This window comes from Vibrio sp. Vb1729 (assembly GCF_033338655.1).
GTDB classification, from domain to species: Bacteria; Pseudomonadota; Gammaproteobacteria; order Enterobacterales; family Vibrionaceae; genus Vibrio; species Vibrio alginolyticus.
The window spans coordinates 147,924-168,540 of record NZ_JAWOTB010000044.1 but is presented as its reverse complement, the minus strand read 5'-3'; the positions used below and the strand labels follow the sequence as shown (position 1 = coordinate 168,540).

The following is a 20,617-nucleotide window of genomic DNA, read 5'->3' as shown; positions in this document are numbered from 1 at the left end:
CCATATCCAAGAAGTTGATATGAAAAGTGTAGTTTATTTATCTCAGATGTTAGATTTTAAGAGAAAATTCATATTAATGAGGTGGGGGAAGTGTGACCGATATTGCATTACGAGTACTAACGCGCTAAGCGGCAATAGTTAACAAAACGGCGTTCTAAGCAAAGTGATTGACGCTTTGAGCGCCACTCCCTCGTTGGTATTCAAATGCAATCAATTCCTCGGCAGGTACAGGTCTACCTAAGAAAAAACCTTGTACGACGTCACAGTGGAGAGACTCCATTCGTGTGAGTTGAGTTTGAGTTTCTACGCCTTCGGCTACTACTTTCATTCTTAGGTTGTGAGCCATGGATACAATCGCGCGAACTAATGAATCGTCTTGATCGCTTTTTCGGATTTGAGCGATAAATGAACGATCAATCTTGAGCCCGTTAAAAGCCATATGTTGTAGGTAGGCAAGGGCTGAATACCCCGTACCAAAGTCATCTAGCCAAACTTCCACTCCGATACTTTGTAGTTTTTTAAGCACATATTGAGCTTTCTCTGTATCATCAATAAAAAGTGACTCTGTCACTTCAACATGAATGGTTTGAGGGGCGACATCATGTCGTCGTAAATACTTAGAAAATAATTGACTTAAATCTTGGCGATAGATTTGTCTTGGGGACAAGTTTAATGCGATGTGAAAATCCGTACCGAAATGTTCTGCCCACATTGCCCGCTGAGCAATTGCCGTCTCAATGATATGTTCTCCAAGCTCCAATATTAAATCACTTTGCTCTGCGATCGGGATAAACGATTCTGGACTGATATAGCCTTTCTCGGGATGATTCCACCTAACCAATGCTTCGACCCCAATTAGGCGATAGGTTTTTAGATCAAATTGTGGTTGATACCACAGCTCGAATTGAGACAAGTCACGTACTGAACGACGCAGTTCTCGTTCTATGTATAAACGTTGTTTAATCGTTTCATCAAACGTGGAATCGTATATCGTCATAATGTCTTTACCGCGTCTTTTAGATTCCTGCGCCGCAAGAGAGGAAAGCTGTAAAAGAGACTCAGCGTTTGAACCAAATTCTGGATACACAGCAATTCCGAGGCTTGCCGTAATTTGAATATCGTTCTCTTCCAAACTAAAGGGAGAGAGTAGTTGGCGATGAATATCGTTCGCTTTTTCTCTAGCTTCATGATTGTCCGAGCACGGAAAGGCCAGTACAAATTCATCCGCACCTACTCGACTTACGATGGTAGAAAGGCGGTAAAGCGGCTTAAAATAACTCGGCAAACGGCCTTGAAGCTCTGAGGCAAGATGGCCTAGCAATTTATCCCCAATGTTATGTCCATAGTTATCGTTAATGTGCTTAAAGTCATCCAAGTCAATAAACACAACCGCGAGTGAGGGGGATTTGTGGTCAGTTATTTGCGTTTGAATATCAATGAGTAACTTTTCTCGGTTTGGCAGGGAAGTCAGAATATCGTGGTATGCCATGAACTCAACTCGGCTGGTGTATCGGTTCACTTTGTTTGACATTTTGTTGTACGCCGAAATAAGTTCTCCCACTTCATCTTTGCTTTGTATGTCGGTGACTGGCAGCGCTTGGGTATTTGACTCTGAAAATTGATCTTTTAGTTGCTTGAGTGGCTTAGTTAACGACCGCCCCAAAGCATAAGCGATGATGCTACCGAATAGAACGGATATCCCACTGATCGTTAGCAGCAAGTTAAACATCTTCTGTTTATCGTTTGAGGTAATCGCTTGGACTTGTTCAATGTTCTGTTCTTTCTCTTCCAGTAGATGTATCAAGTTAAGCTCAAGATATACCGCCCCAAGAGTAATATTTGATTGCTGAATCGGCGCTGCGATCTCCAACTGATGCTTGGAAAAGGAAACGAGAGTTCTGGATTCTTCTATTGCTTTCAAAATAAAAGGAGAGCGGTAATGGGGTTGGGCAAACATCCTTAGCTGAGTAGTGCCGTCGTGAAAGATTAGCCCTTCATTGTCAACAACATGTATTTTCGAGACATCTGGCTGGCTCAATGTTGCCTTAATTTGCTCATACGCTTGACTGATATTGTCTGTATAGAGTGGATCAAAAAGCTGTTTTGATAATAGCTCTGCATAAACCAACCCTTTTTGCTTAACGTAAGATTCGGTTTTTTCTTGAGAGTTGTTCGTGATTTGTTGAGTTAAGCTATTTGAATACGCATCGTAACCGTGCATGTATAACGCAAGATTTATCACCACAACAAACAAGACAACGAACATTGTCGAGCAAATGTATTTGGTTTCGAGTGAGAGCTTTTGAAACATCAATCCACCTTCGGTAACAAGTGAACTGACTTGCGCACTGTACTTAAGGAGGCTCGCATTTCTGGAGTAAGTGCGCTGAATTTTTTGGTGTTCTGAAACTTTTTAAGTGCGAGAGAGCCTTCGTGAGTTGTATCCATATCAAGCAGTATGGACGTGATTTTACGCTGTTGCTCTAGGCTCATGCTTGGAGAAGCGAGAATCAAATCCCTGGGTATTTCAACAGAACGAGAAAAAATCGCTAGTTTGTCTTTCATGTTCTCTGGCAAATCTTTGGGATTGTTCCAGTTGAAGTTACTGAATGCTCCTGCCGCAACTCTCTGTTTATATACCCATACAGATAGGTTGATTTCATTTGACTGAGCGAGTTGCTCATCAAGGAATAAATAACCAATACTGTCTTTGGCCGGTTTGTCATCAGGAGAGGGAAGGTATTGCAGTTTTTCTCCGTGATTCAGCAATGTAATCGCAGGTAGGTAATAGCTGCTGGTAGACGTGCGCTTTTCAAAAACAAGCGTTTTTCCGCGCAGGTCAGAAAGTGACTCAATCCCACTCTCTTTATTAGTAAAGAACACAGTATGATATTTTTGCAGGCCTTTTTTCCATCGTATAGCAAGAACTTGGCTATTAGACTCCTTTTCTAAGGTCATCGCATTAAAGGGGGTCGCCGTTGCAATTTGAACGGTGCCATTTTCAAGCGCAACCGCGAGCTGACGATAATTTTTAAATACCTTTACTGCCCCTTTTGCGTAACCATATTCAGCCATATTTTCAGTTACATACTGAGTAAGGGGCGTCGCTTTTTTGATTTTGCTTTGGGCTTTATTGGACACAATGCCAAACGTGAATGTTTTCTCAATATTTTCTTGTGCACTGACAACAAAAGGTGAACTCAGCAAAGTGAGTAATAACAGAGTGCAGGCAGGTTTCATCCGGCTTCAACTTCCTTCTGGTGCATGTCAGTAATATTTAGTATTTATCAATGTGCCGAAATCAATCTTAAAAACAGTATGATGTACAAATTTCGTTGTGTGCGCACTTTTTATAATGTGACTTGGTCACTTATTCCGTTCAAATAGTACCGAATTTGACGTTTATGTACAGGATGAATGTATCACCGTGAGTCTGAATTCACTGGATTCTTGGTCAAGCGCTGTATTGGCTGTGAGCTAATGCGCCTTATGTATCGCTATTTTGTACTAAGAAAATTTTTCCAATTGTTTTTGATACTTTTTCTCGAGAGCTTCATTGCCTGCTGCACGTTCAAGTTGAATCATGAGTTGCAAAGAGGGCTTCTTCACGCCATACATTTGATTGAATCTCATTAATCGAATTCTAGCTTCAGTATAATCACCGCTATCAATTTCTATTTTAGCGAGTTGCAAAATCGATTTTGGTCTATGAGGGTCATGATCGATAGCTCTAGTAAAGTAGTATCTCGCTTTGTCTTTATCTTGTGATTTTAGCGCACAAAAAGCTGCATTCTCATAGCTTGCTGGAATAAGGTAGTAATAAGGCTGCTCAATGGCTCGATTAAACATCTGATCGGCTTTTTCGAAGTCACCTCGCTTGCAAAGAAAAGTACCGTAGTTATTGAGCACATTTCCGTTTTTAGTGTGTTGGCGTAGAGAGCGTTTATACATCTGTTCGGCTTTAATATCTTCACCAACCGTTTCGTAGTAGTGAGCCATAGATAATTGCGCGCGATAGTATTGAGGTGCGTGGTTTAAGGCTTGTTGTAAGTTATCATGCGCGCGAATCATGTTACCGCCGTTTAAATAACCTAAGCCAAGTGCGATACGTGATTCTGCCATTGCCACAGGATCGGCTTTAACGACAGGGCTTCCATCTTCTTTCACCGTCACGCAACCCACGAGTGCAAACTGAGACAATAATATTAGTGCACCGAGCTTTGCTGTTTTCATTCTTTATCCCTACATCCCTGAATCTTTCTGCATGATATGAATTACTTAGCAAAAGCCTATTGAGGAAAAAACACTATGCGATCAGGTTTGCAAACTGTTATGAAAAAGCCGCCATATGGCGGCTTGGTTCACATATTACATTTCGGTAATGATGAGTGCTTTGTTTGCTTATTTTGAAGCTAATCGTCTTTAGTGAAAGCATCTTCACTGAAGTGATCGAGATCGTACGGTGTTTGCTGATAAACACAGTAGTTCAGCCAGTTTAAAAAGAGGAGGTGTCCATGGCTTCTCCAGCTTGCAATTGGTGGGTTATCTGGGTTGTTGTTTGGGTAATAGTTGACAGGAATAGCGGGCTCCATACCTTCGCTTAAATCTCGGATATATTCATTATGTAAGGTGTGAGAATCATACTCAGGGTGTCCTGTGACAAAGACATTGCGTTTGTCTTTTGTGGTGGCCAAGTACACACCTGCGACATCCGATGTCGCTAAAATGTCTAAGTCAGTATGCTCTTCTAGAAAGTGAGGCGAAAAATCTGCGTAACGCGAGTGAGGAGCCAAAAACGTGTCATCAAATCCGCGTAAGATAGGGTGAAACTGATGATGGATTTGATGATGATACACGCCTGAAAGTTTTTCTTTACGCGTTTTTTTAGGTAGATCGTAGAGTAGCTTTAACCCTGCTTGCGCAGCCCAGCAAACATAAAGAGTGGATGTCACATGATCTTTTGCCCACTCCATGATGGTTTTGAGATGATCCCAATAAATGACATCTTCAAATTGCACCAAACCTAATGGAGCCCCAGTAATGATCATGCCATCGAAGTTTTTATCTCGCACCATTTCAAATTGGCGATAAAACGTGTCTAAATGTTCAGTTGGCGTATTTTTACTCGGGCGGTTATCAATGCGCAGTAATTCGACGTTAACCTGTAGTGGGCTGTTTGAGAGTAGACGCAGAAACTGAGTTTCAGTCTCTATTTTTTTTGGCATCAGATTAAGGATCAGCACTCTTAAAGGACGTATTTCCTGACTCGCTGCACGCGTTTCACTCATCACGAAGATGTTTTCTGTCCTTAATACATCGGTAGCTGGTAATTGATCTGGAATTCTAATTGGCACGACTTTCTCTCCCTAAGTATAGTCAATCTAGACGTCTATACTTCTAAAGCTAACTTAATTAAGTTTAGATGTCGATACGAAATCCGACTTTTCAATCTACTCTTTACATTATGGTAAACCGTACTCGGGGTTGTCACACAATTGTGACTAAAGCAGAGTTTCTGATGAGATAGGTTTGAAACGCAGTGTGTACTATTTGCTGGTAATTATGCGATCACGTTAATATGTGAAGGTGACTTCGTATTAAGGAAGTCTCAAATTAATGAGCCATACTAAAAACAATCAGCTCACCATTTTGCATTAATGTGCATATTTGGAAACATCGTCAGTGGAGGACATTATGTTCGGTATTTTCAAGAGAAAGACAAAGATTCAGAGCATAGCTCAAGAAGTTCCTTGCGTGCTACTGCATTCGTTTGGTGATAAAGACATTTATACGCCGGAAGAGATTGATCAAGCTCTTCAAAAGCTGGGTTATGATAAGAGCAAGGATATCAGTCATTATCAGTATGCGTATGGAATGTTTGCCGATGAAGCCTCTTACGAGCTCCTAGAACTAACGAATGAGCTAGGTAATTATGGTCATTTCCAACGTGAAGTAGGTAAGATGCTACTCAATACACCTGAGCCGATTGATATGCATATCTACTTTGAAATTTCTCGTCAGCACCAAAACGTCAGCCTTTCACCTGGTCATCAAAAAGTAAGCGAAAGTGATGGTGTGTAAACATCGTTAGTGGTATTCCATCGTGAGATGAGTTGGGTATAATGCGCGGCCTAATTATCCGGACATGTTGTCGGTTACATTTCTGTTGAGCGTTAATGCCTTATGTTCAAAATGCTTGTCTCTATGCCACCAATGTTGGCGCTGTCGATAGCGATTGTATGTGAAGTGATTGCCACTTCTTATATTCCCAAAACAGAGCAATTTACGAAAGTAATGCCGAGCACAGTCGTTTTGATTGGTTACGGCATCGCTTTCTTCTTGCTTTCCGTCACAGTGCAAACAATGCCTGTCGGGGTTGTTTATGCCATATGGAGTGGTGCTGGGATCGTTTTGGTTGCGACGGTTGGTTACTTTGTTTACGGACAGCGTCTAGACTTACCAGCCCTAGTTGGTATTGGGTTTATCATCGCTGGTGTGTTGATCGTAAATTTATTATCCAAAACAGTAGGGCACGAATAACGCCACTCTACTTGTTAAGTGAATAAGAAGCCGCAGCGAGAAATTGCTGCGGCTTTTTAGTACAAATTCAATCGCTAATGGCGAGTATTGATATGACGTCTTATTGTTGTATTCATCACGGTCGCATTATGTGATTGAAAAACAGGCATTATTTAGCGCATTGAAAATACAAAGTTATGTTTCTTCAAACTTTAGGAAAGGGCAGTAGATAAATCACTCCGATAGATGTTAACGTGGCGACTCATCTTTACTGCTTTTTCATTCCCTACATATTTCTGCAAAGTTCTTATTGTGTAGTGTGTCGAAGAACCATAGAATCCGCGCGCTTTAATTTATGTTATTAGCGTTATCAATGATAAAAGTGCAGTCCATTATCATTGTTTTTATCACTTATAGATGGGCACATCTGACAATACTTACATGAACAAATACAAAAAGCCTGCATTCAAGGCCGAATTTCTTTTGCCTCGTTACTGGGGAACGTTAATTATCATTAGCGTGATGTACTTACTTAGCCTCCTTCCTTTTAAAGTTCAACTAGCTTTGGGACGCAACATTGGTCGTTTAGCTATGCGAATCATGAGAAAACGTCAAGTTACTATCAGACGCAATCTTGAGCTTTGCTTCCCTCATATGGAAGAATGCCAACGCGAAGCAATTCTAAAAGACAACATCGACAATACTGGCATCGCACTTTTTGAGACCGCAATGGCATGGTTTTGGTCAGATAAACGGGTAAACAAACACGTCACGATAAAAGGCATGGAGCATCTAGAGGCTTTAGAGAAGTCAGGCAAAGGTGCATTAATGTTGGCCGTACACTCAATGAATCTAGAGTTAGGTGCTCGAGCTTTTGGCATTAAAAAGTCTGGAACCGGTGTTTATCGCCCAAACAATAATCCGTGCTTTGATTATTTTCAGTATAAGGGACGCTCTCGCTCTAATCGTACACTGATTGATCGTAAAAACGTCAAAGCCATGCTTGAAGCACTTAAAACGGGTGAGCGGGTTTGGTATGCACCGGACCATGATTATGGTAACCGACGCTCGACATTTGCACCGTTATTTGCCGTTAAAAATGCTTGTACTACGACAGGTACAAGTTTGTTGGTTGATTCTACAGATTGCGCCATTGTGCCTTTTACGATGGTAAGAGGAAAAGACGGACACTATACCCTAACCATTAGTGCGCCCGTCGAAGGTTTCCCGAAAGAGGATCATCAACGTGCCGCCGCATTCGTGAATCAAATAGTTGAAACATCAATCATGGCAAGTCCGAGCCAGTATATGTGGCTTCATCGTCGGTTTAAAACTAGACCAGAGGGTGAGGACTGTTTGTACAAGCCTAGGCTCATCCCTAGCTTGGCATAACACATAGAGAGCCTACAAAAAGCCCAAGGAACATACGAACCTTGGGCTTTTACTTTCTATTCTTTTCGCTTTATAAGTAGCGATCTTTTAGGTGAGCTTGAAAGTGTTTAGCATTCAGTGTTTCACCCGTGGCTTGTTTTACCAACTCATCAGTGGTGAATAAGCTACCTTTACTCCAGATGTTTTCCGAGAGCCAATTGAATATCGGAGCTAAGTCGCCAGAACGAATAACCGCATCTACATCGACGGTTTGTTTCATTGCTGCCATAAATTGTGCAGCGTACATCGCACCGAGCGTGTAGGACGGGAAATAGCCAAAACTTCCGTCTGTCCAATGGATATCTTGCATACAGCCATTTTTGAAGTTTCCTTCGGTTGATAGCCCCAAGTACGCTTTCATCTTTTCGTTCCAGAGTTCTGGTACATCTGTATGTTTGATGACGCCGTTCATGAGATCTCGCTCAATTTCATATCGAAGGATAACGTGAGCAGGATATGTTAGTTCGTCAGCATCTACGCGAATAAAGCCTTTTTCTACGCGAGTGTAAATTTTGGCTAAATTGTCTTTTTCGAATTCACTACCAGAAAAATGGTTAGAAGCCAGTCGAGCGAGGTGATCGATAAACGCGCTGCTTCGTCCTATTTGCATTTCAAAGAAGAGTGATTGTGATTCATGAATACCCATAGAGCGAGCTTCTCCCGCGGGTGTTCCTGATAAATCTTTTGGTAGCCCTTGCTCGTATCGAGCATGGCCAGTTTCGTGGACAATCCCCATCAATGATTGGACAAACTCGTTTTCATTATAACGTGTCGTAATACGCACATCTGTCGGTACACCGCCACAAAATGGGTGGGTACTCTCATCAAGTCGACCGTGTTCAAAATCGAATTGAAGTAGCTTCATGACTTCCAAACCGAGCGCTTTTTGCTTTTCCGCAGGGTAGTGTGCAGTTGGCAATAAGATGTTGTCTGATTGTTGTTTTTCAAGCGCTTCATCGATCAAAGTAGGAAGCCAGGTTTTCACGTCAGCAAAAAGAATGTCTAACGACGCAGACGTTGTGCCAGGTTCATAAACATCGAGCATGGCATCATAAGGAGTCGTGCCATTTGCTTCGGCTCTAATTTGCGCTTCTTCCTGCGATAGCTTTACGACTTCAGCCCAGTTCTTTTCAAAACCAGCCCAGTCATTTTCTCCACGTTGCGTACGCCATGCATGTTCACATTTGGAGCCAGCAAGAGATTGAGCTTGAACTAATGATTCTGGTAGTAAGTTAGCTTGCTGCCACCCACGCTTCATTTCTCTTAGGATAGATTTTTCTTTTGTAGACAGCGTCTCTTCTTCTGCCTGAGCGAAAAGCTCTCCCAAGTGCGGTTGAGTCATTAAAGAATGGATATGTACATCGAGCTCTGCCGTGGCATTCGAGCGTGCTTCAGCGCCACCAGGTGGCATGACCGCCGCTTGATCCCAATCTATGATGGCTGATAGATGCTCAAAATTTGCCACTTTTTTGGAATGTTCAACGAGTTTTGTAAATGCGTTCATGTGACTACTCTTATTCTTTTGTTCTTTCCCTAAACACCCGATAACGGGTCCTTCATATGGTGTTGCACTAAGCAACCTGCGTTAATTTACTAATAATTAACAATTAACTCCAACCCATTGTCCATAAACTCACCCAGTTGTATAGCTCTCTTAAAAAAGAAGCTTGCGAATCTTGTGGATTGGCGGTATTGATGAAGGATTGACAATTAATTATCACGATAATATGGATATTTTGAATTTCGAGGCATTTATTATTGCCATTACGATTTTAACGTTAACGCCAGGTTTAGATACTGCACTTGTTATCCGTAACACTAGCCGATCGGGCCTAAAAGATGGATGTACAACCAGTCTAGGGATTTGCTTTGGCTTATTCGTACATGCTTTTTTTTCTGCGGTTGGTATCTCGGCGATTCTTGCGCAATCAGCAGAGTTGTTCCAAATCGTAAAAATGATTGGCGCAGCTTATCTTATCTGGCTTGGTTTGAGCAGTTTAAAAGCGCTAATGTCGTCGAAAGATGGATTGACCGTGACCGAGCAGATTCACGAAGTGTTTAATGGTAAGCGCTCTTTTAGAGAGGGCTTTCTTTCTAACGTCTTGAACCCGAAAACGGCGGTCTTCTATTTGGCTTTCTTGCCACAGTTTGTGAATCCAGAAGGTTCACCCTTGCTTCAATCAATGATGATGGCATCTGTACACTTTGCTATTGCGATGGTTTGGCAGTGTGGTTTAGCTGGCGCGCTTAACTCGGCTAAAAATCTACTAAAGAATGCAAGCTTTATGAAGTGGATGGAAGGCGCGACGGGCGCAGTATTAGTCGCACTTGGTGTGAAGTTATTAATTGAAAAACCCGTTTAATGCGTAATATTTATCGATTGTTGATACTACTCGCTGTATTTATTGTGGGGATAGGTGCCGCTGTTGCTTGGCATACGTGGCCACAAGTACAGTTTGCGCAACGCGGCATGATCTGGTCTTGGCACTGGGGCTACTTCGAGCCTTTTGCTAATGGAATACAACAAACGCGAACTCAAGACACTAAACAGTTATTGCTCAGGCGTGTGTATTTGCATGACGCTATTGTCGTTTTTGTTTCGACAACTATGGACAATAAATTTGAGGTTGACGTTGTAAAAGAGCAAACCTGTGAACCTAAAACGACAACTTGGGCTTCGGTCTCTGTCAATCATCAACGTGTTAGGCATGTACCTATGGTGTGCGATGCGTTTGGGCAAGGCTACTTTTATCGCTACATCGGGAAACATCTGGAATCGATTGAGGTTGGTGTCGGCGACTCGTTTGTAACAGAAGCATTTTTAGACTGGCCGCTATCAGAGTTGAAAGCGGATCAATTCAAGCAAAAAAATGCGAAGTTTTTTGAAGAACGTGGAGAAAACGTTGAGCATCAATGGTTGAGAGATTAACCATTTAACCGAAGATAAATAAAGCCCGCTAAATAATAGCGGGCTATGTGTTTTTACCATTTCTAATGTGTTTTGCTCTCTGTGACTGGTAGTTTGTGACCGCAAACCTGCCGTTTCACTAAGCTTTCACTGCTTCAACTTCACCTGATTGCGATGTTGAGCTAAAGAACAGTTTGGTTTCTGCCAGTACGACGTGACGCAGTGCGATCAAACCAATTAGGTTAGGAATTGCCATCAGACCGTTTACGATATCAGCCAGTAGCCAAATCATATCGAGGTGAAGGAATGCACCAGATGCCACCAAGCCGACGAAAATCAGTTTGTATGGAAGCACAGCTTTAGTTCCGAACAGGAACACAACGCAACGCTCACCGTAGTAGTTCCAACCAAGAATGGTGGTAAAAGCGAAGAACATCAAACCGATTGAGACGAGCATAGGGCCAAATGTATCTGCATTTAAACCCACCGCAAAAGCATGAGTCGTCATCGCGGCACCTGCAAGGTCACTTTGCCATGCACCGGTCAGGATTAGAGCAAGGCCTGTCATGGTACAAATAATGATGGTATCGAAAAAGGTACCCGTCATTGAAATTAGGCCTTGTTTAACACAAGAGTCTGTCTTCGCTGCTGCTGCTGCCATAGGCGCGCTACCCAAACCAGATTCATTTGAGAACACACCGCGAGCGATACCTGATTGGATTGCCAACATGATGCTTGCACCTAGAAAACCACCAGTCGCTGCTGTTGATGTAAAGGCTGAAACCAGCACTAATTCAACGGCATTGAACAATTGGTCTGCATTCATGATGATCACGCTTAAACACGCCAACACATAAAATACAGCCATGGTAGGAACCACTTTTCCTGCAACGTTAGCAATGGATTTGATGCCACCCAAAGTTACGAAAGCAACCAAAAGAGTTAGTACAAAGGCAGATAGCTCACGGTTAACACCAAGAGATATCTCACTTGCATCCAGAATCGCGTTTACTTGTGGAAACGTACCGATACCAAAACAAGCAACACCCAAAGCAAACACTGCAAACATGATCGCGAGAGCTTTTGAGCCAACACCGTATTGCAAGTAATACATTGGGCCACCAATCATTTGGCCTTTATCATCGACTCTTCGGTACTTAACCGCCAACAAACATTCGGCGTATTTAGTCGCCATTCCGAAAAGGGCAGCGAGCCACATCCAGAATAGAGCGCCTGGTCCACCGAGTTTGATTGCTGTGGCAACACCAACAATGTTACCAGTACCAATTGTTGCTGAGAGCGCAGTACAAAGAGCTGCAAAGCTAGAAACGTCACCTTGAGTATTAGATGACTTATCTTTACTGAATACCATCGCTAGCGCTGTTGGGAGGTGTTTAAACTGGATCAAGCCAAGGCTAAAAGTGAAGTAAACCCCTGTACCTACTAGCAAAATAAGCAGCGGTGGACCCCAGACAAAATTATCGATGGTTTGTAGTAAAGATTGTAGGTTGTTCATGATTTCCCCTTAATAAAACAACTAATAAGGAGAAGAGGGAAAGGACGAGATCAACGATCTCTAAAAGAACTAAGCTATTGGTTGTAGGCGGGAAGGCCAAGCAAAATAGTTAGGTTGTAACTTTCCACTCCTCTGTCCTTTTGCCTGAGAGTTTCACCTTGCGTGAGTGCAAGACTTGCTCCTTCGGCGACCGATTTAACGGTTCTCTCCAGAGGTTCCTCCAACTACAGTCCCCGCTACCTAGGTAGCACCTGAAATAGTTAATTCTTCGGCGAGTTATGCTAATCAAATGTTAAAATTTGATTAATAACCACTCTCCTGCAGTCTTCATCGGAACAATTACTCAATTAAATGAGTAAAGGTTAGTTAATGATGCTGGTCATCATTAACGTGTGAACTCTATCATGTTTTTGGTCCATTTCAACACCCTATGTCAATTTATTTTCAATGAAATAACCTCATCAATTTTCATGAAGGTATGTTTGCCAATCTTTTTGTGCGAGTCACGGCATAAATAAAATTTATTGGGTTAGGGAATGGAACCCAAAAACACTTCAGAACGATAAATGTGTTTCGACCGTTACGACATAAGTTATTCAATTAAGGACACAAAATTGATTAAAATCGGAGCACTTATTTTAAAATCTACGCTAAGTTGACCTTATGGTACGTATAAATGGGTTACAATGAATCTTTGTGAAACAGTCTACGGACCTAGGCAGTTTTTCATGAGTGGACAAGGAGGCGGTATGACCAGATTATTAGCCATTGCGGTGTTGATTGCAGTAGCATTTGTGCTGTTTCGTTATCGAACCAATGAAAAAGTCCAAAAAGCGACCGTTATAACATTAATTGGCGCATTTCTGATTTATACAGCATCAATTATGTTTGCGGAATTGATCCGCTAGCAAAGTAAAAGAGTCCTTGGAGTAGTATACGGTGAGTTCTCAGAACAAAATGGAAGAGCAAGACGACGTAGTTGTCATTGAAGAGCGTGACAAACGTACGCATATCTATATCGCAATCGCTGCGGTGTTAGGCTTGGCATTTGGTGGCCTTGTTGGATCGGTTGTCACTGCGAACAAGTGGGAATCGACTTACCACGTATTAGAAGAAAAGTATCAAGCACTAACGCAAGATAAAACCCAGTTGGCATCTCAAGTAAAAGTGCGTGAAGAGGCGCTTGACCAAGAGATACAAAACCAAGTTAGTGAGTTACTCGCCGCGAAAGATGAAGCTCATCAGAAAGCACTTAAGAAGTTGCAAAAGCAATTGACTGAGGTCGAGAAGGTTAACTTGTCACTAGAGTCTCAATTGAAGCAGCAGGCAGATAAGATCAACACGACGAAGTCAGAAAATGAGAAGTTGAGTCGTCAAGCGGATATGCAAGCGACTATGTTTGAGCGGTCCCGCGAAGTATTCCAGAAAGAGCTAAAAATTTCGCAAGAATTAGAGTCTCTCGAGAAAGAACGGTCGAAATTATTACCTAAGATTGAGAAACTCAAGAAAGAGTGTGACGTATTTTTAGAAGGCAAATCTTGGGACGTGAAGTCGGACGCGTGTGATAAACATGACGAAGCTAATTCACGACTAAGTCAGGTCGATCAAATGATTGAAGTCTATAAAATGGACCTCAAACAAATCAAAGCAATAACGGAAGATATCGGCCTTTAAGTCTTTTGTATCCGATTTTTGAAAAGCAAAAGGAGCTCTTTAAGAGCTCCTTTTTCGTTGTTAGCTATGACTTTAAGGCTGCTCGTATATTAGATTCGTGAGGCGTCATAGCCTGAGGCGAGCAGGAGCTCTCGTTCGTGTTTAATCAGCTGAGCTCGATCTTCAATTAGTTCATTGAGTGCTTGAGATGGCTTACCTGCTAATGCTTTGAACGAATCAAAAGATTCCGCGGTGTCGATTTTATCAATCATCTGACTGATGACATTACGAGCCTCACACGGGTTACTCGTCGTTGTAAAGTATTCTACTTGCTTTGCTGCCGATTTCATCTCAGTTAATAGCTCAAGCGGGCTACTTTCTTTGGCTACTGCCATGTAGTTATCCAGCACGCGCTTTGCATAAAGCAGTTCTTTGAGGGGGATATCTCTTCCGCTCTCGATTAGGGATTCGCTAAGGATCATACTTGAGCTCATGGGCATTCCTTCTTATTACTACGCCGCTTTTGATGTTTCCTTGAGTCTAATTTATTGAAGTCACATTGGGAATGGGTAAAAAGCATTTTTAACGCATTTTTATTCATTTATGAAAACACGAATGCGATGCTTATCTGGATCGATAGCCATAAAATTTAACCCATACACTGATGTCGCTGGTGGTTGAACAAACTCAACACCTAGGTCTTTCCAGCGCTTGTAAATGCGCTCTAGCATATGACTATTGGGCACCGATAAAGACAACTCGGTGCCACCACCTCTAATTCCGCTGTAGGGTGAAAGATTATCTCTTTGCTTGAGTGTCAACGTTAAGCCTTCGGTCAGTGGAATAGCGGCGAAGGTTGGAGACAACTGCGTGACTTTGCGTTCGAACAGTTTCGAATAAAAAACTTGGCTTATGTGGATGTCCTCAACGTAGAGAACGAATGAATTGATAGTCAGCATGGTTTGTTCCTTAATCAATTAGAAATAGTAGGGGCAATCTAACGGAAAGGAACGACAGGAGTTGTCAGTAGAACATTCTCGAAGGTAAGTGACAGAATAAGAAAAAGGAGCCGTTTAGCTCCTTTTTATCAGCGGAATCATTGGTATTAATGAGTGTGTTTGGAAGAATACCAGTTGTTTTGATACGCTTTAGATGCAAATAATGCGTTTGCTTTTGCACGCTCGATAATAGATTCGTCCACCTCTAGCGGCTTCATGGTTTGGTCTTTAAAGTCGTACGCCAGGGTCGATATCTTTTCACCAGGGGAAAGCACAACGAGATTGTCGCGCGTTAAATAACCAAAGTTTTTGTCGTATTGCATCATTGCGCGTTCATCTTCGCGAGCCAGTGGCTTCGTTAAATCACGACCAATCATCGGTGTTTTAGCATCTACCCCAATCAGAGATAACAGTGTAGGCGGCATGTCTATGTTGTTTGCTATGCGGTCATCTTTACGTGGTTGAATGCCTTTACCAAGGATCAATGCTGGAATGTGAAAGTGCTTAACTGGAACAAGGTTAGCGCCAGAAACACGTGCATCATGATCTGCAATTACAATGAAAATGGTATCATCCCAATAAGATGACTTTTTCGCCTTTTCAAAGAAAGTGCCCAAAGCGTAATCGGAATATTTAACGGCGTTGTTACGCGTCATATATTCTGAATCGTATGGCTCAATTTTGCCTTTTGGATACTCATAAGGGCTATGATTACTTGACGTAAAAACTAAGCTAAAAAAAGGTTTGTCGCTTTTTGAAAGGCGTTCAAACTCTTCGTTTGCTTTGTTATATAGATCTTCATCACTAACACCCCAAGAGCCAACAAAGCTTGGGTTGTTATAATCGTCTTCTTCTACTATTTGATCAAAACCGTTACCAAAGAAGAAAGTTTTCATGTTGTCAAAGTTGGCTTCACCGCCGTAAATAAATTGCGTGTGATAGCCTTGAGCTTTCAGTAAGTCCGCGATAGTAAAGAAACCCGTTTGGCTTTTACTCAGCTTCACTACAGCGCGAGAGGGAGATGGAGGAAAGCCCGTGGTTACGGCTTCAATTCCACGAACAGAACGAGTACCAGTGGCGTACATTTGTGTGAACTGCCAACCTTCCTTCATGAGTTCATCAAGGTTTGGTGTTAGAGGCAAACCGCCCAAAGCACCGACAAATTGGGCGCCTAAGCTTTCTTGTAGCAAAATCACTAAGTTTTTATGTTTACCCTGGTAAGTCGCGGGGTTACTGTTCATGGTTGGGAGTAATGAAGGGGTGAAGTCGGACTTTGTTGATGAAGTGCGAACTAATTCCAACATCTTTTGAGTGTCCATTTTTCCGTAGAACTGCTCAGCACTCTTTTCTGACTTCATGCTATTAACCGCAAACAACAATGAGTAAGATGAGTTCAGTGCTAAGTCGTTAAGCAGTGGATCGTTAGAAAAGGCGACCATAGCAGGATTTAGCGGGCGGTGACCTAAAGATGAGCGAGCACCTGCAACCCCAAAAAGAACAACGAAAAGTGCCAATAGTGGTCGCCATTTCCAGTTGACCTGCTGCGCCTTATCGGTCAGTTTCTTACTCCACTTCCAACCTAAAGTGATGGTTAAAACTGTACCTAACGCACCAATAAACAGTTCTAATTTGTAGCCAGTCCAGAGCATACTCAAGACTTCTTTTGGGTAGATTAAGTATTCCACAAACAGGCGGTTTGGACGTAGGTCGTATTCCTGAATGAATGGCGCTGTTGCGAGCTCCATGTATACAAGCACCCAAAGCCCTAAAACCATCCATATGCGTAATATTCGCTTCCAACACTCTCCCATCTTACCGGTTAATGGCATGAAGGTTGAAAACAGTGCTGGAAGAATAAATAACCAGCAAAGCGTTGCAATATCTACGCGCAAACCTTGACCTAGGATGTAAATTAAGTCGTTTAGAGAGTCAATACGGTCAATCTGCCAAAAAGCTAGCAAAACTCTTGAGATAGACAGAAATAGAAGCGAAAACAAAGAAAAGGCAGCAATTGGCTGCAAAGGCCCCCACACAGAGCTCCTTGATAAGTTTTTCATATTTATTCGAATAGTTTAATTGTTATGTTGTGTTGTTTTTAGCAAAGCAAGCGTGAAATAAACGTGAATTATAATGTGGGTTTATGGTCGAGTAGTGTAAGTGTTGGTATGTCTATGTAAGGGGGAGGGGCGTTTGTGTAAAAAAAGAGCCAGTTGATAACACCAACTGGCTCTAGAGGTTGATAAAGGCATGATTACATTGCGGCTTTCTTCGCTTCTTCGACCCATGCGTCGAACTTTTTCTGGTTCGCTTTGATCCAGCCATTTACATGAGACTCGATGTCCGCTGAGCTGTTCTTACCTTGGCTCATCATCATATTCTGAGCACTAACATCATTGATATTTAGTTTGATGATTTCAAACAGCTTTGCAGCAGCAGGGTTGTTTTCTGTAAACTCTTTATTAGCAACGATGCGCATAGAGTTCATCTCGAAGCCGTAGTTCTTACCGTTCTCTAGTGTCGTATCAATGTCCTTACGCTCACCAGGAAGTGAAGAGAATGGCACTTCTAACCACACAACATCTTTCCCTGGAACTAAAACGCCACTTACCCAGTACGGTGTCCAAGTGTAGTAAAGAATCGGATCGCCTTTTTTGTAACGTGAGATTGTATCAGCGATAATCGCCGCGTAGTTACCTTGGTTGTGTGTTACTGTGTCACGAAGTTTGAAAGCATCCAACTGATGTTCAACAACCATTTCACAACCCCAACCTGGGTTGCAGCCAGTTAAGTCCGCTTTGCCATCGCCGTTTGCATCGAATAGCTTCGCCAATTTTGGATCTTTTAACTGACCAATGTTCGTGATGTTATATTTTTCCGCGGTTTTCTTATCGATCAAATAACCTTGCGCAGCACCACTTACGTATTGGCCTTTACGGAAGAACTTATCATCACCGCCAGACATCGTGTACTTATCGGCGTGAAGAGGGAACCAACCAACCGCTAAGAAAGTAGCATCACCTTTAGCAATAGAGGTGTAGCCTACGTTGTAGTCCACTTCTTTGGTCGGTTTAACATCGTAACCAAGCTCTTCAAGTGCGCGGTTTACGATCAACGTTTGAAATGTTTCTTCTGCAACGGTTGATTGAACAGGCTGAACAGTGACACCTTCACCCGGTAGTTCACTTGCCACACCATAAGTTGAAAATGCGATAGTACTTAGAGCTCCAACAGAGAGCGCTTTCTTCCATGAATTATTCATTGATGTTTCTCCTAAGTTTTAGATCGTCTTGGTTCGTCTTTGTTTTCAGTTTTAATAGGTATGAAACAGGACCTGTGTGATACCAGCGAAGTTTAGTGTTGCCCGCATTAACCCCTAACACCTGGGTGATACGGTCTAACAAAATCGCAAGAATAACGATGCCTAAGCCACCAACGGCAGCAAGACCCATATCAAGTCGGCCAATACCACGAAGTACCATTTGGCCTAAGCCGCCAACAGCAATCATTGAAGCAATCACTACCATAGAAAGTGACAGCATTAAGGTTTGGTTTACACCTGCCATGATAGTTGGTAACGCCAACGGTAACTGGATGCGATAAAGCATCTGTTTTTTGTTTGCCCCGAAAGAGTGGCCAGCTTCGATAAGCTCTTCAGGTACTTGTTGAATACCCAAAATAGTCAGGCGCACAACGGGAGGCAGGGCGAAAATGATCGTTACTACTACGCCGGGAACGTTACCAATACCAAACAACATAACAATTGGCACAAGGTAAACGAACGCAGGAGTCGTTTGCATTGCATCTAATATTGGCCTAACAAATTTGGCAGCGGTTTGGCTCCTTGCCAACCATATCCCCATTGGTAGCCCTATAAGCAAACAGAAGAAAACGGCGGTTAACACCAGTGCTAGCGTTGTCATCGCTTGTGACCACGCACCAATTAGGCCGATGAAAACAAGGGATACAAGAGTAGAAAAACCAAGTTTTACATTGGAAAACTGCCACGCTAGCAAAAATAAAATGAGTACCATTATAGGCGCAGGTGTAGACACCAAAGCAGTTTCAAACGACGTTAGAATAAAGTCGATTGGAACTCGTATTGCTTGGAAAACAGGTCGACCATGTTCCACCAGCCAGTTCAAACCGGATTCTACCCAGCTATCGAGGGGTAAAACCGCATCTTGGAATGGGTTCATAATATCGAATGGCGCTTGCTCTACAGTTTCTGAGTTGAGCCAATCATTACTTGGCGCGGCCTCTGTACCTTGCGACCAAGGATCATCTTGCGCAGGAGCAGTATTTGACCAGGGATCATTGTTAGTTTGCTCTGAAGACATCGTGTTAATCCTTATCTAGTGTTTGTAGAAGACGTGATTTAGTCACGACACCAAAGTAAGTTCCTTGCTCATCTACGACAGGCACGGCATAAGGAACACCAGCAACCAGACCCAAAATGTCATTAATTGACTGATCAGGCTGAAGAGTAACTTCATCCGGTAATTGAGCACTGGCTAACGAACGGTTTTCTTTATGAGCCAAACGTAGTGAATCAAGAGATACGATGCCGGAATATCGACTAGTTTTATCGACGACAATGCCGTAATCACGGTCGTGATCCATCAGAATCTGCATCGCAGAGCCTGGACCGTCATTTTCCGATTTCTTAAAAACAGCCGCTGGCTTCTTGCGCGCGATATCTTTTGCTGTCAAGACACTTGCGATGTTTACGCCGCGGAAAAACGCTTCGACATAATCATTTGCTGGACTGTGTAATATTTCATCAGGTGTACCAACCTGAACAACCTCACCGTTTTGCATGATGGCGATACGGTCGCCAATGCGCATTGCTTCATCCAAATCATGAGAAATGAAGACAATTGTGCGTTTGTCATCGTTCTGTAGACGAATAAGCTCATCTTGCATCTCAGAACGGATCAATGGGTCTAAAGCGGAAAACGCCTCGTCCATTAATAGGATGTCTGGATCACAAGCTAACGCTCTCGCTAAACCAACGCGCTGTTTCATACCACCGGATAATTCGTCAGGGAAAGATTCTGCATAAGGGTCTAAACCCACTCTTTCTAAGGCGGAAAGGGCACTTTTCTGACGCTCATTAACGTCGATGCCGGCAAGTTCTAAACCAAAGGCGGCATTTTCAATCACCGTCATGTGTGGCATGAGTGCGAAACTTTGAAACACCATTGAGATATTATTACGACGAACTTCTCGAAGTTCATTTTCGAAGATGTGGGCGATATCTCTTCCTTTGAGATAAACACTGCCTTTAGTCGGCTCAATGAGCCGGTTAAGAAGTCGAACAAGGGTGGATTTCCCGGAGCCAGAAAGGCCCATGATTACGAAAATTTCCCCTTCATTTATGGTGAGAGATACATCGTTTACGCCGACTGTTAAACCTGTCTGTTCAAAAATACCGTCTTTATCGACGCCTTTGTCGATAAGCGAGAAGGCTCTCTCTGGGTCTTCTCCAAACACTTTATACAGTCCCTTAACTTCCAGTATGGGATCCATGTTATCTGTCCTTTTCGTGTGTTTATAACTGTTTAACGATTTGTACTCTAATTAATTTTAGTT

Annotated in this window: 19 protein-coding genes and 1 riboswitch; of the genes, 7 read left to right on the top strand and 12 right to left on the bottom strand. The window is 42.6% G+C overall.

The window, feature by feature from the left end; all coding sequences use genetic code 11:
- Positions 1-154: 154 nt before the first annotated feature.
- From R7E29_RS17425 to metA, 4 genes are all read right to left on the bottom strand, one after another.
- Positions 155-2,311: a GGDEF domain-containing phosphodiesterase gene (locus tag R7E29_RS17425; RefSeq protein ID WP_206949100.1), complete on the bottom strand. Its 2,157-nt coding sequence runs from the start codon at positions 2,309-2,311 to the stop codon at positions 155-157.
- The gene (locus tag R7E29_RS17420; protein ID WP_005385723.1) at positions 2,311-3,240 is read right to left on the bottom strand and encodes a phosphate/phosphite/phosphonate ABC transporter substrate-binding protein; all 930 of its coding nucleotides are present in this window, start codon (positions 3,238-3,240) and stop codon (positions 2,311-2,313) included. The genes R7E29_RS17425 and R7E29_RS17420 overlap by 1 nt, the downstream gene beginning before the upstream one ends.
- A 267-nt stretch (positions 3,241-3,507) precedes the next feature.
- On the bottom strand, positions 3,508-4,233 hold the full coding sequence (pilW, locus tag R7E29_RS17415) for a type IV pilus biogenesis/stability protein PilW (protein ID WP_025766722.1): 726 nt from the start codon (positions 4,231-4,233) through the stop codon (positions 3,508-3,510).
- Between the two features lie 179 nt (positions 4,234-4,412).
- Positions 4,413-5,354: a homoserine O-acetyltransferase MetA gene (gene metA / locus R7E29_RS17410; protein ID WP_005377792.1), complete on the bottom strand. Its 942-nt coding sequence runs from the start codon at positions 5,352-5,354 to the stop codon at positions 4,413-4,415.
- A 340-nt stretch (positions 5,355-5,694) separates the two neighbouring features.
- On the opposite strand from metA, the gene R7E29_RS17405 reads away from it, so the two are divergent.
- The 3 genes from R7E29_RS17405 to R7E29_RS17395 all read left to right on the top strand — a co-directional run bounded on the left by R7E29_RS17405 (position 5,695) and on the right by R7E29_RS17395 (position 7,911).
- Entirely contained in the window at positions 5,695-6,081 is a 387-nt protein-coding gene (locus R7E29_RS17405; RefSeq protein WP_054576466.1) for a DUF6559 family protein, read from the top strand.
- 123 nt (positions 6,082-6,204) lie between these two features.
- Entirely contained in the window at positions 6,205-6,540 is a 336-nt protein-coding gene (locus R7E29_RS17400) for a DMT family transporter (protein ID WP_069593657.1), read from the top strand.
- 420 nt (positions 6,541-6,960) lie between these two features.
- Positions 6,961-7,911: an LpxL/LpxP family Kdo(2)-lipid IV(A) lauroyl/palmitoleoyl acyltransferase gene (locus R7E29_RS17395; protein WP_054576479.1), complete on the top strand. Its 951-nt coding sequence runs from the start codon at positions 6,961-6,963 to the stop codon at positions 7,909-7,911.
- Between the two features lie 70 nt (positions 7,912-7,981).
- On the opposite strand, the gene R7E29_RS17390 is transcribed toward R7E29_RS17395, so the two are convergent.
- Positions 7,982-9,454, bottom strand: coding sequence for a carboxypeptidase M32 (locus tag R7E29_RS17390; RefSeq protein WP_005377788.1), 1,473 nt, complete (start codon positions 9,452-9,454; stop codon positions 7,982-7,984).
- 223 nt (positions 9,455-9,677) lie between these two features.
- Here R7E29_RS17390 and R7E29_RS17385 point away from each other — a divergent pair, with 223 nt between their 5' ends.
- Together R7E29_RS17385 and R7E29_RS17380 are read left to right on the top strand one after the other, a co-directional pair.
- Positions 9,678-10,313, top strand: coding sequence for a LysE family translocator (locus tag R7E29_RS17385; RefSeq protein WP_017820932.1), 636 nt, complete (start codon positions 9,678-9,680; stop codon positions 10,311-10,313).
- Positions 10,313-10,879 carry a hypothetical protein gene (locus tag R7E29_RS17380; protein ID WP_005385713.1) on the top strand — a complete coding sequence of 189 codons (567 nt, stop codon included), beginning with the start codon at positions 10,313-10,315 and terminating at the stop codon, positions 10,877-10,879. The genes R7E29_RS17385 and R7E29_RS17380 overlap by 1 nt, the downstream gene beginning before the upstream one ends.
- Positions 10,880-10,997: 118 nt before the next feature.
- Here R7E29_RS17380 and R7E29_RS17375 read toward each other — a convergent pair whose 3' ends face one another.
- Entirely contained in the window at positions 10,998-12,374 is a 1,377-nt protein-coding gene (locus tag R7E29_RS17375; protein ID WP_005377785.1) for an alanine/glycine:cation symporter family protein, read from the bottom strand.
- 122 nt (positions 12,375-12,496) lie between these two features.
- Positions 12,497-12,596, bottom strand: a riboswitch (glycine riboswitch).
- A gap of 527 nt (positions 12,597-13,123) precedes the next feature.
- On the opposite strand from R7E29_RS17375, the gene R7E29_RS17370 reads away from it, so the two are divergent.
- Positions 13,124-13,282, top strand: a complete 159-nt coding sequence (locus R7E29_RS17370; protein WP_005377784.1) for a hypothetical protein — start codon at positions 13,124-13,126, stop codon at positions 13,280-13,282.
- Between the two features lie 31 nt (positions 13,283-13,313).
- Positions 13,314-14,048, top strand: a complete 735-nt coding sequence (locus R7E29_RS17365) for a chromosome segregation ATPase (RefSeq protein WP_017820934.1) — start codon at positions 13,314-13,316, stop codon at positions 14,046-14,048.
- 89 nt (positions 14,049-14,137) lie between these two features.
- On the opposite strand, the gene R7E29_RS17360 is transcribed toward R7E29_RS17365, so the two are convergent.
- The 6 genes from R7E29_RS17360 to proV all read right to left on the bottom strand — a co-directional run bounded on the left by R7E29_RS17360 (position 14,138) and on the right by proV (position 20,554).
- Complete coding sequence (locus tag R7E29_RS17360) at positions 14,138-14,521, bottom strand: hypothetical protein (protein WP_054576467.1); 384 nt, start codon at positions 14,519-14,521, stop codon at positions 14,138-14,140.
- 99 nt (positions 14,522-14,620) lie between these two features.
- A complete protein-coding gene (locus tag R7E29_RS17355; protein WP_005377781.1) occupies positions 14,621-14,986 on the bottom strand; it encodes a VOC family protein in 366 nt (121 codons plus the stop codon).
- Between the two features lie 146 nt (positions 14,987-15,132).
- The gene (locus R7E29_RS17350; RefSeq protein ID WP_054576468.1) at positions 15,133-17,082 is read right to left on the bottom strand and encodes an LTA synthase family protein; all 1,950 of its coding nucleotides are present in this window, start codon (positions 17,080-17,082) and stop codon (positions 15,133-15,135) included.
- 194 nt (positions 17,083-17,276) lie between these two features.
- Positions 17,277-18,284: a glycine betaine/L-proline ABC transporter substrate-binding protein ProX gene (gene proX, locus R7E29_RS17345; protein WP_005385703.1), complete on the bottom strand. Its 1,008-nt coding sequence runs from the start codon at positions 18,282-18,284 to the stop codon at positions 17,277-17,279.
- A complete protein-coding gene (gene proW, locus R7E29_RS17340) occupies positions 18,277-19,362 on the bottom strand; it encodes a glycine betaine/L-proline ABC transporter permease ProW (protein ID WP_005377778.1) in 1,086 nt (361 codons plus the stop codon). Before proW ends, proX begins: the two co-directional genes overlap by 8 nt.
- A gap of 4 nt (positions 19,363-19,366) precedes the next feature.
- Positions 19,367-20,554: a glycine betaine/L-proline ABC transporter ATP-binding protein ProV gene (gene proV / locus R7E29_RS17335; protein ID WP_054576469.1), complete on the bottom strand. Its 1,188-nt coding sequence runs from the start codon at positions 20,552-20,554 to the stop codon at positions 19,367-19,369.
- Between the last annotated feature and the right edge of the window lie 63 nt (positions 20,555-20,617).

Excerpts from the sequence above, each read along its gene's own strand:
- R7E29_RS17385 (WP_017820932.1), top strand. The coding sequence starts at position 9,678 with ATGGATATTTTGAATTTCGAGGCATTTATTATTGCCATTACGATTTTA.
- R7E29_RS17380 (WP_005385713.1), top strand. The coding sequence starts at position 10,313 with ATGCGTAATATTTATCGATTGTTGATACTACTCGCTGTATTTATTGTG.
- R7E29_RS17420 (WP_005385723.1), bottom strand. The coding sequence starts at position 3,240 with ATGAAACCTGCCTGCACTCTGTTATTACTCACTTTGCTGAGTTCACCT.
- R7E29_RS17395 (WP_054576479.1), top strand. The coding sequence starts at position 6,961 with ATGAACAAATACAAAAAGCCTGCATTCAAGGCCGAATTTCTTTTGCCT.
- R7E29_RS17350 (WP_054576468.1), bottom strand. The coding sequence starts at position 17,082 with ATGAAAAACTTATCAAGGAGCTCTGTGTGGGGGCCTTTGCAGCCAATT.
- R7E29_RS17370 (WP_005377784.1), top strand. The coding sequence starts at position 13,124 with ATGACCAGATTATTAGCCATTGCGGTGTTGATTGCAGTAGCATTTGTG.
- R7E29_RS17360 (WP_054576467.1), bottom strand. The coding sequence starts at position 14,521 with ATGAGCTCAAGTATGATCCTTAGCGAATCCCTAATCGAGAGCGGAAGA.
- R7E29_RS17390 (WP_005377788.1), bottom strand. The coding sequence starts at position 9,454 with ATGAACGCATTTACAAAACTCGTTGAACATTCCAAAAAAGTGGCAAAT.
- proV (WP_054576469.1), bottom strand. The coding sequence starts at position 20,554 with ATGGATCCCATACTGGAAGTTAAGGGACTGTATAAAGTGTTTGGAGAA.
- proW (WP_005377778.1), bottom strand. The coding sequence starts at position 19,362 with ATGTCTTCAGAGCAAACTAACAATGATCCCTGGTCAAATACTGCTCCT.
- R7E29_RS17405 (WP_054576466.1), top strand. The coding sequence starts at position 5,695 with ATGTTCGGTATTTTCAAGAGAAAGACAAAGATTCAGAGCATAGCTCAA.
- R7E29_RS17400 (WP_069593657.1), top strand. The coding sequence starts at position 6,205 with ATGCCACCAATGTTGGCGCTGTCGATAGCGATTGTATGTGAAGTGATT.
- pilW (WP_025766722.1), bottom strand. The coding sequence starts at position 4,233 with ATGAAAACAGCAAAGCTCGGTGCACTAATATTATTGTCTCAGTTTGCA.
- R7E29_RS17355 (WP_005377781.1), bottom strand. The coding sequence starts at position 14,986 with ATGCTGACTATCAATTCATTCGTTCTCTACGTTGAGGACATCCACATA.
- R7E29_RS17375 (WP_005377785.1), bottom strand. The coding sequence starts at position 12,374 with ATGAACAACCTACAATCTTTACTACAAACCATCGATAATTTTGTCTGG.
- R7E29_RS17425 (WP_206949100.1), bottom strand. The coding sequence starts at position 2,311 with ATGTTTCAAAAGCTCTCACTCGAAACCAAATACATTTGCTCGACAATG.
- proX (WP_005385703.1), bottom strand. The coding sequence starts at position 18,284 with ATGAATAATTCATGGAAGAAAGCGCTCTCTGTTGGAGCTCTAAGTACT.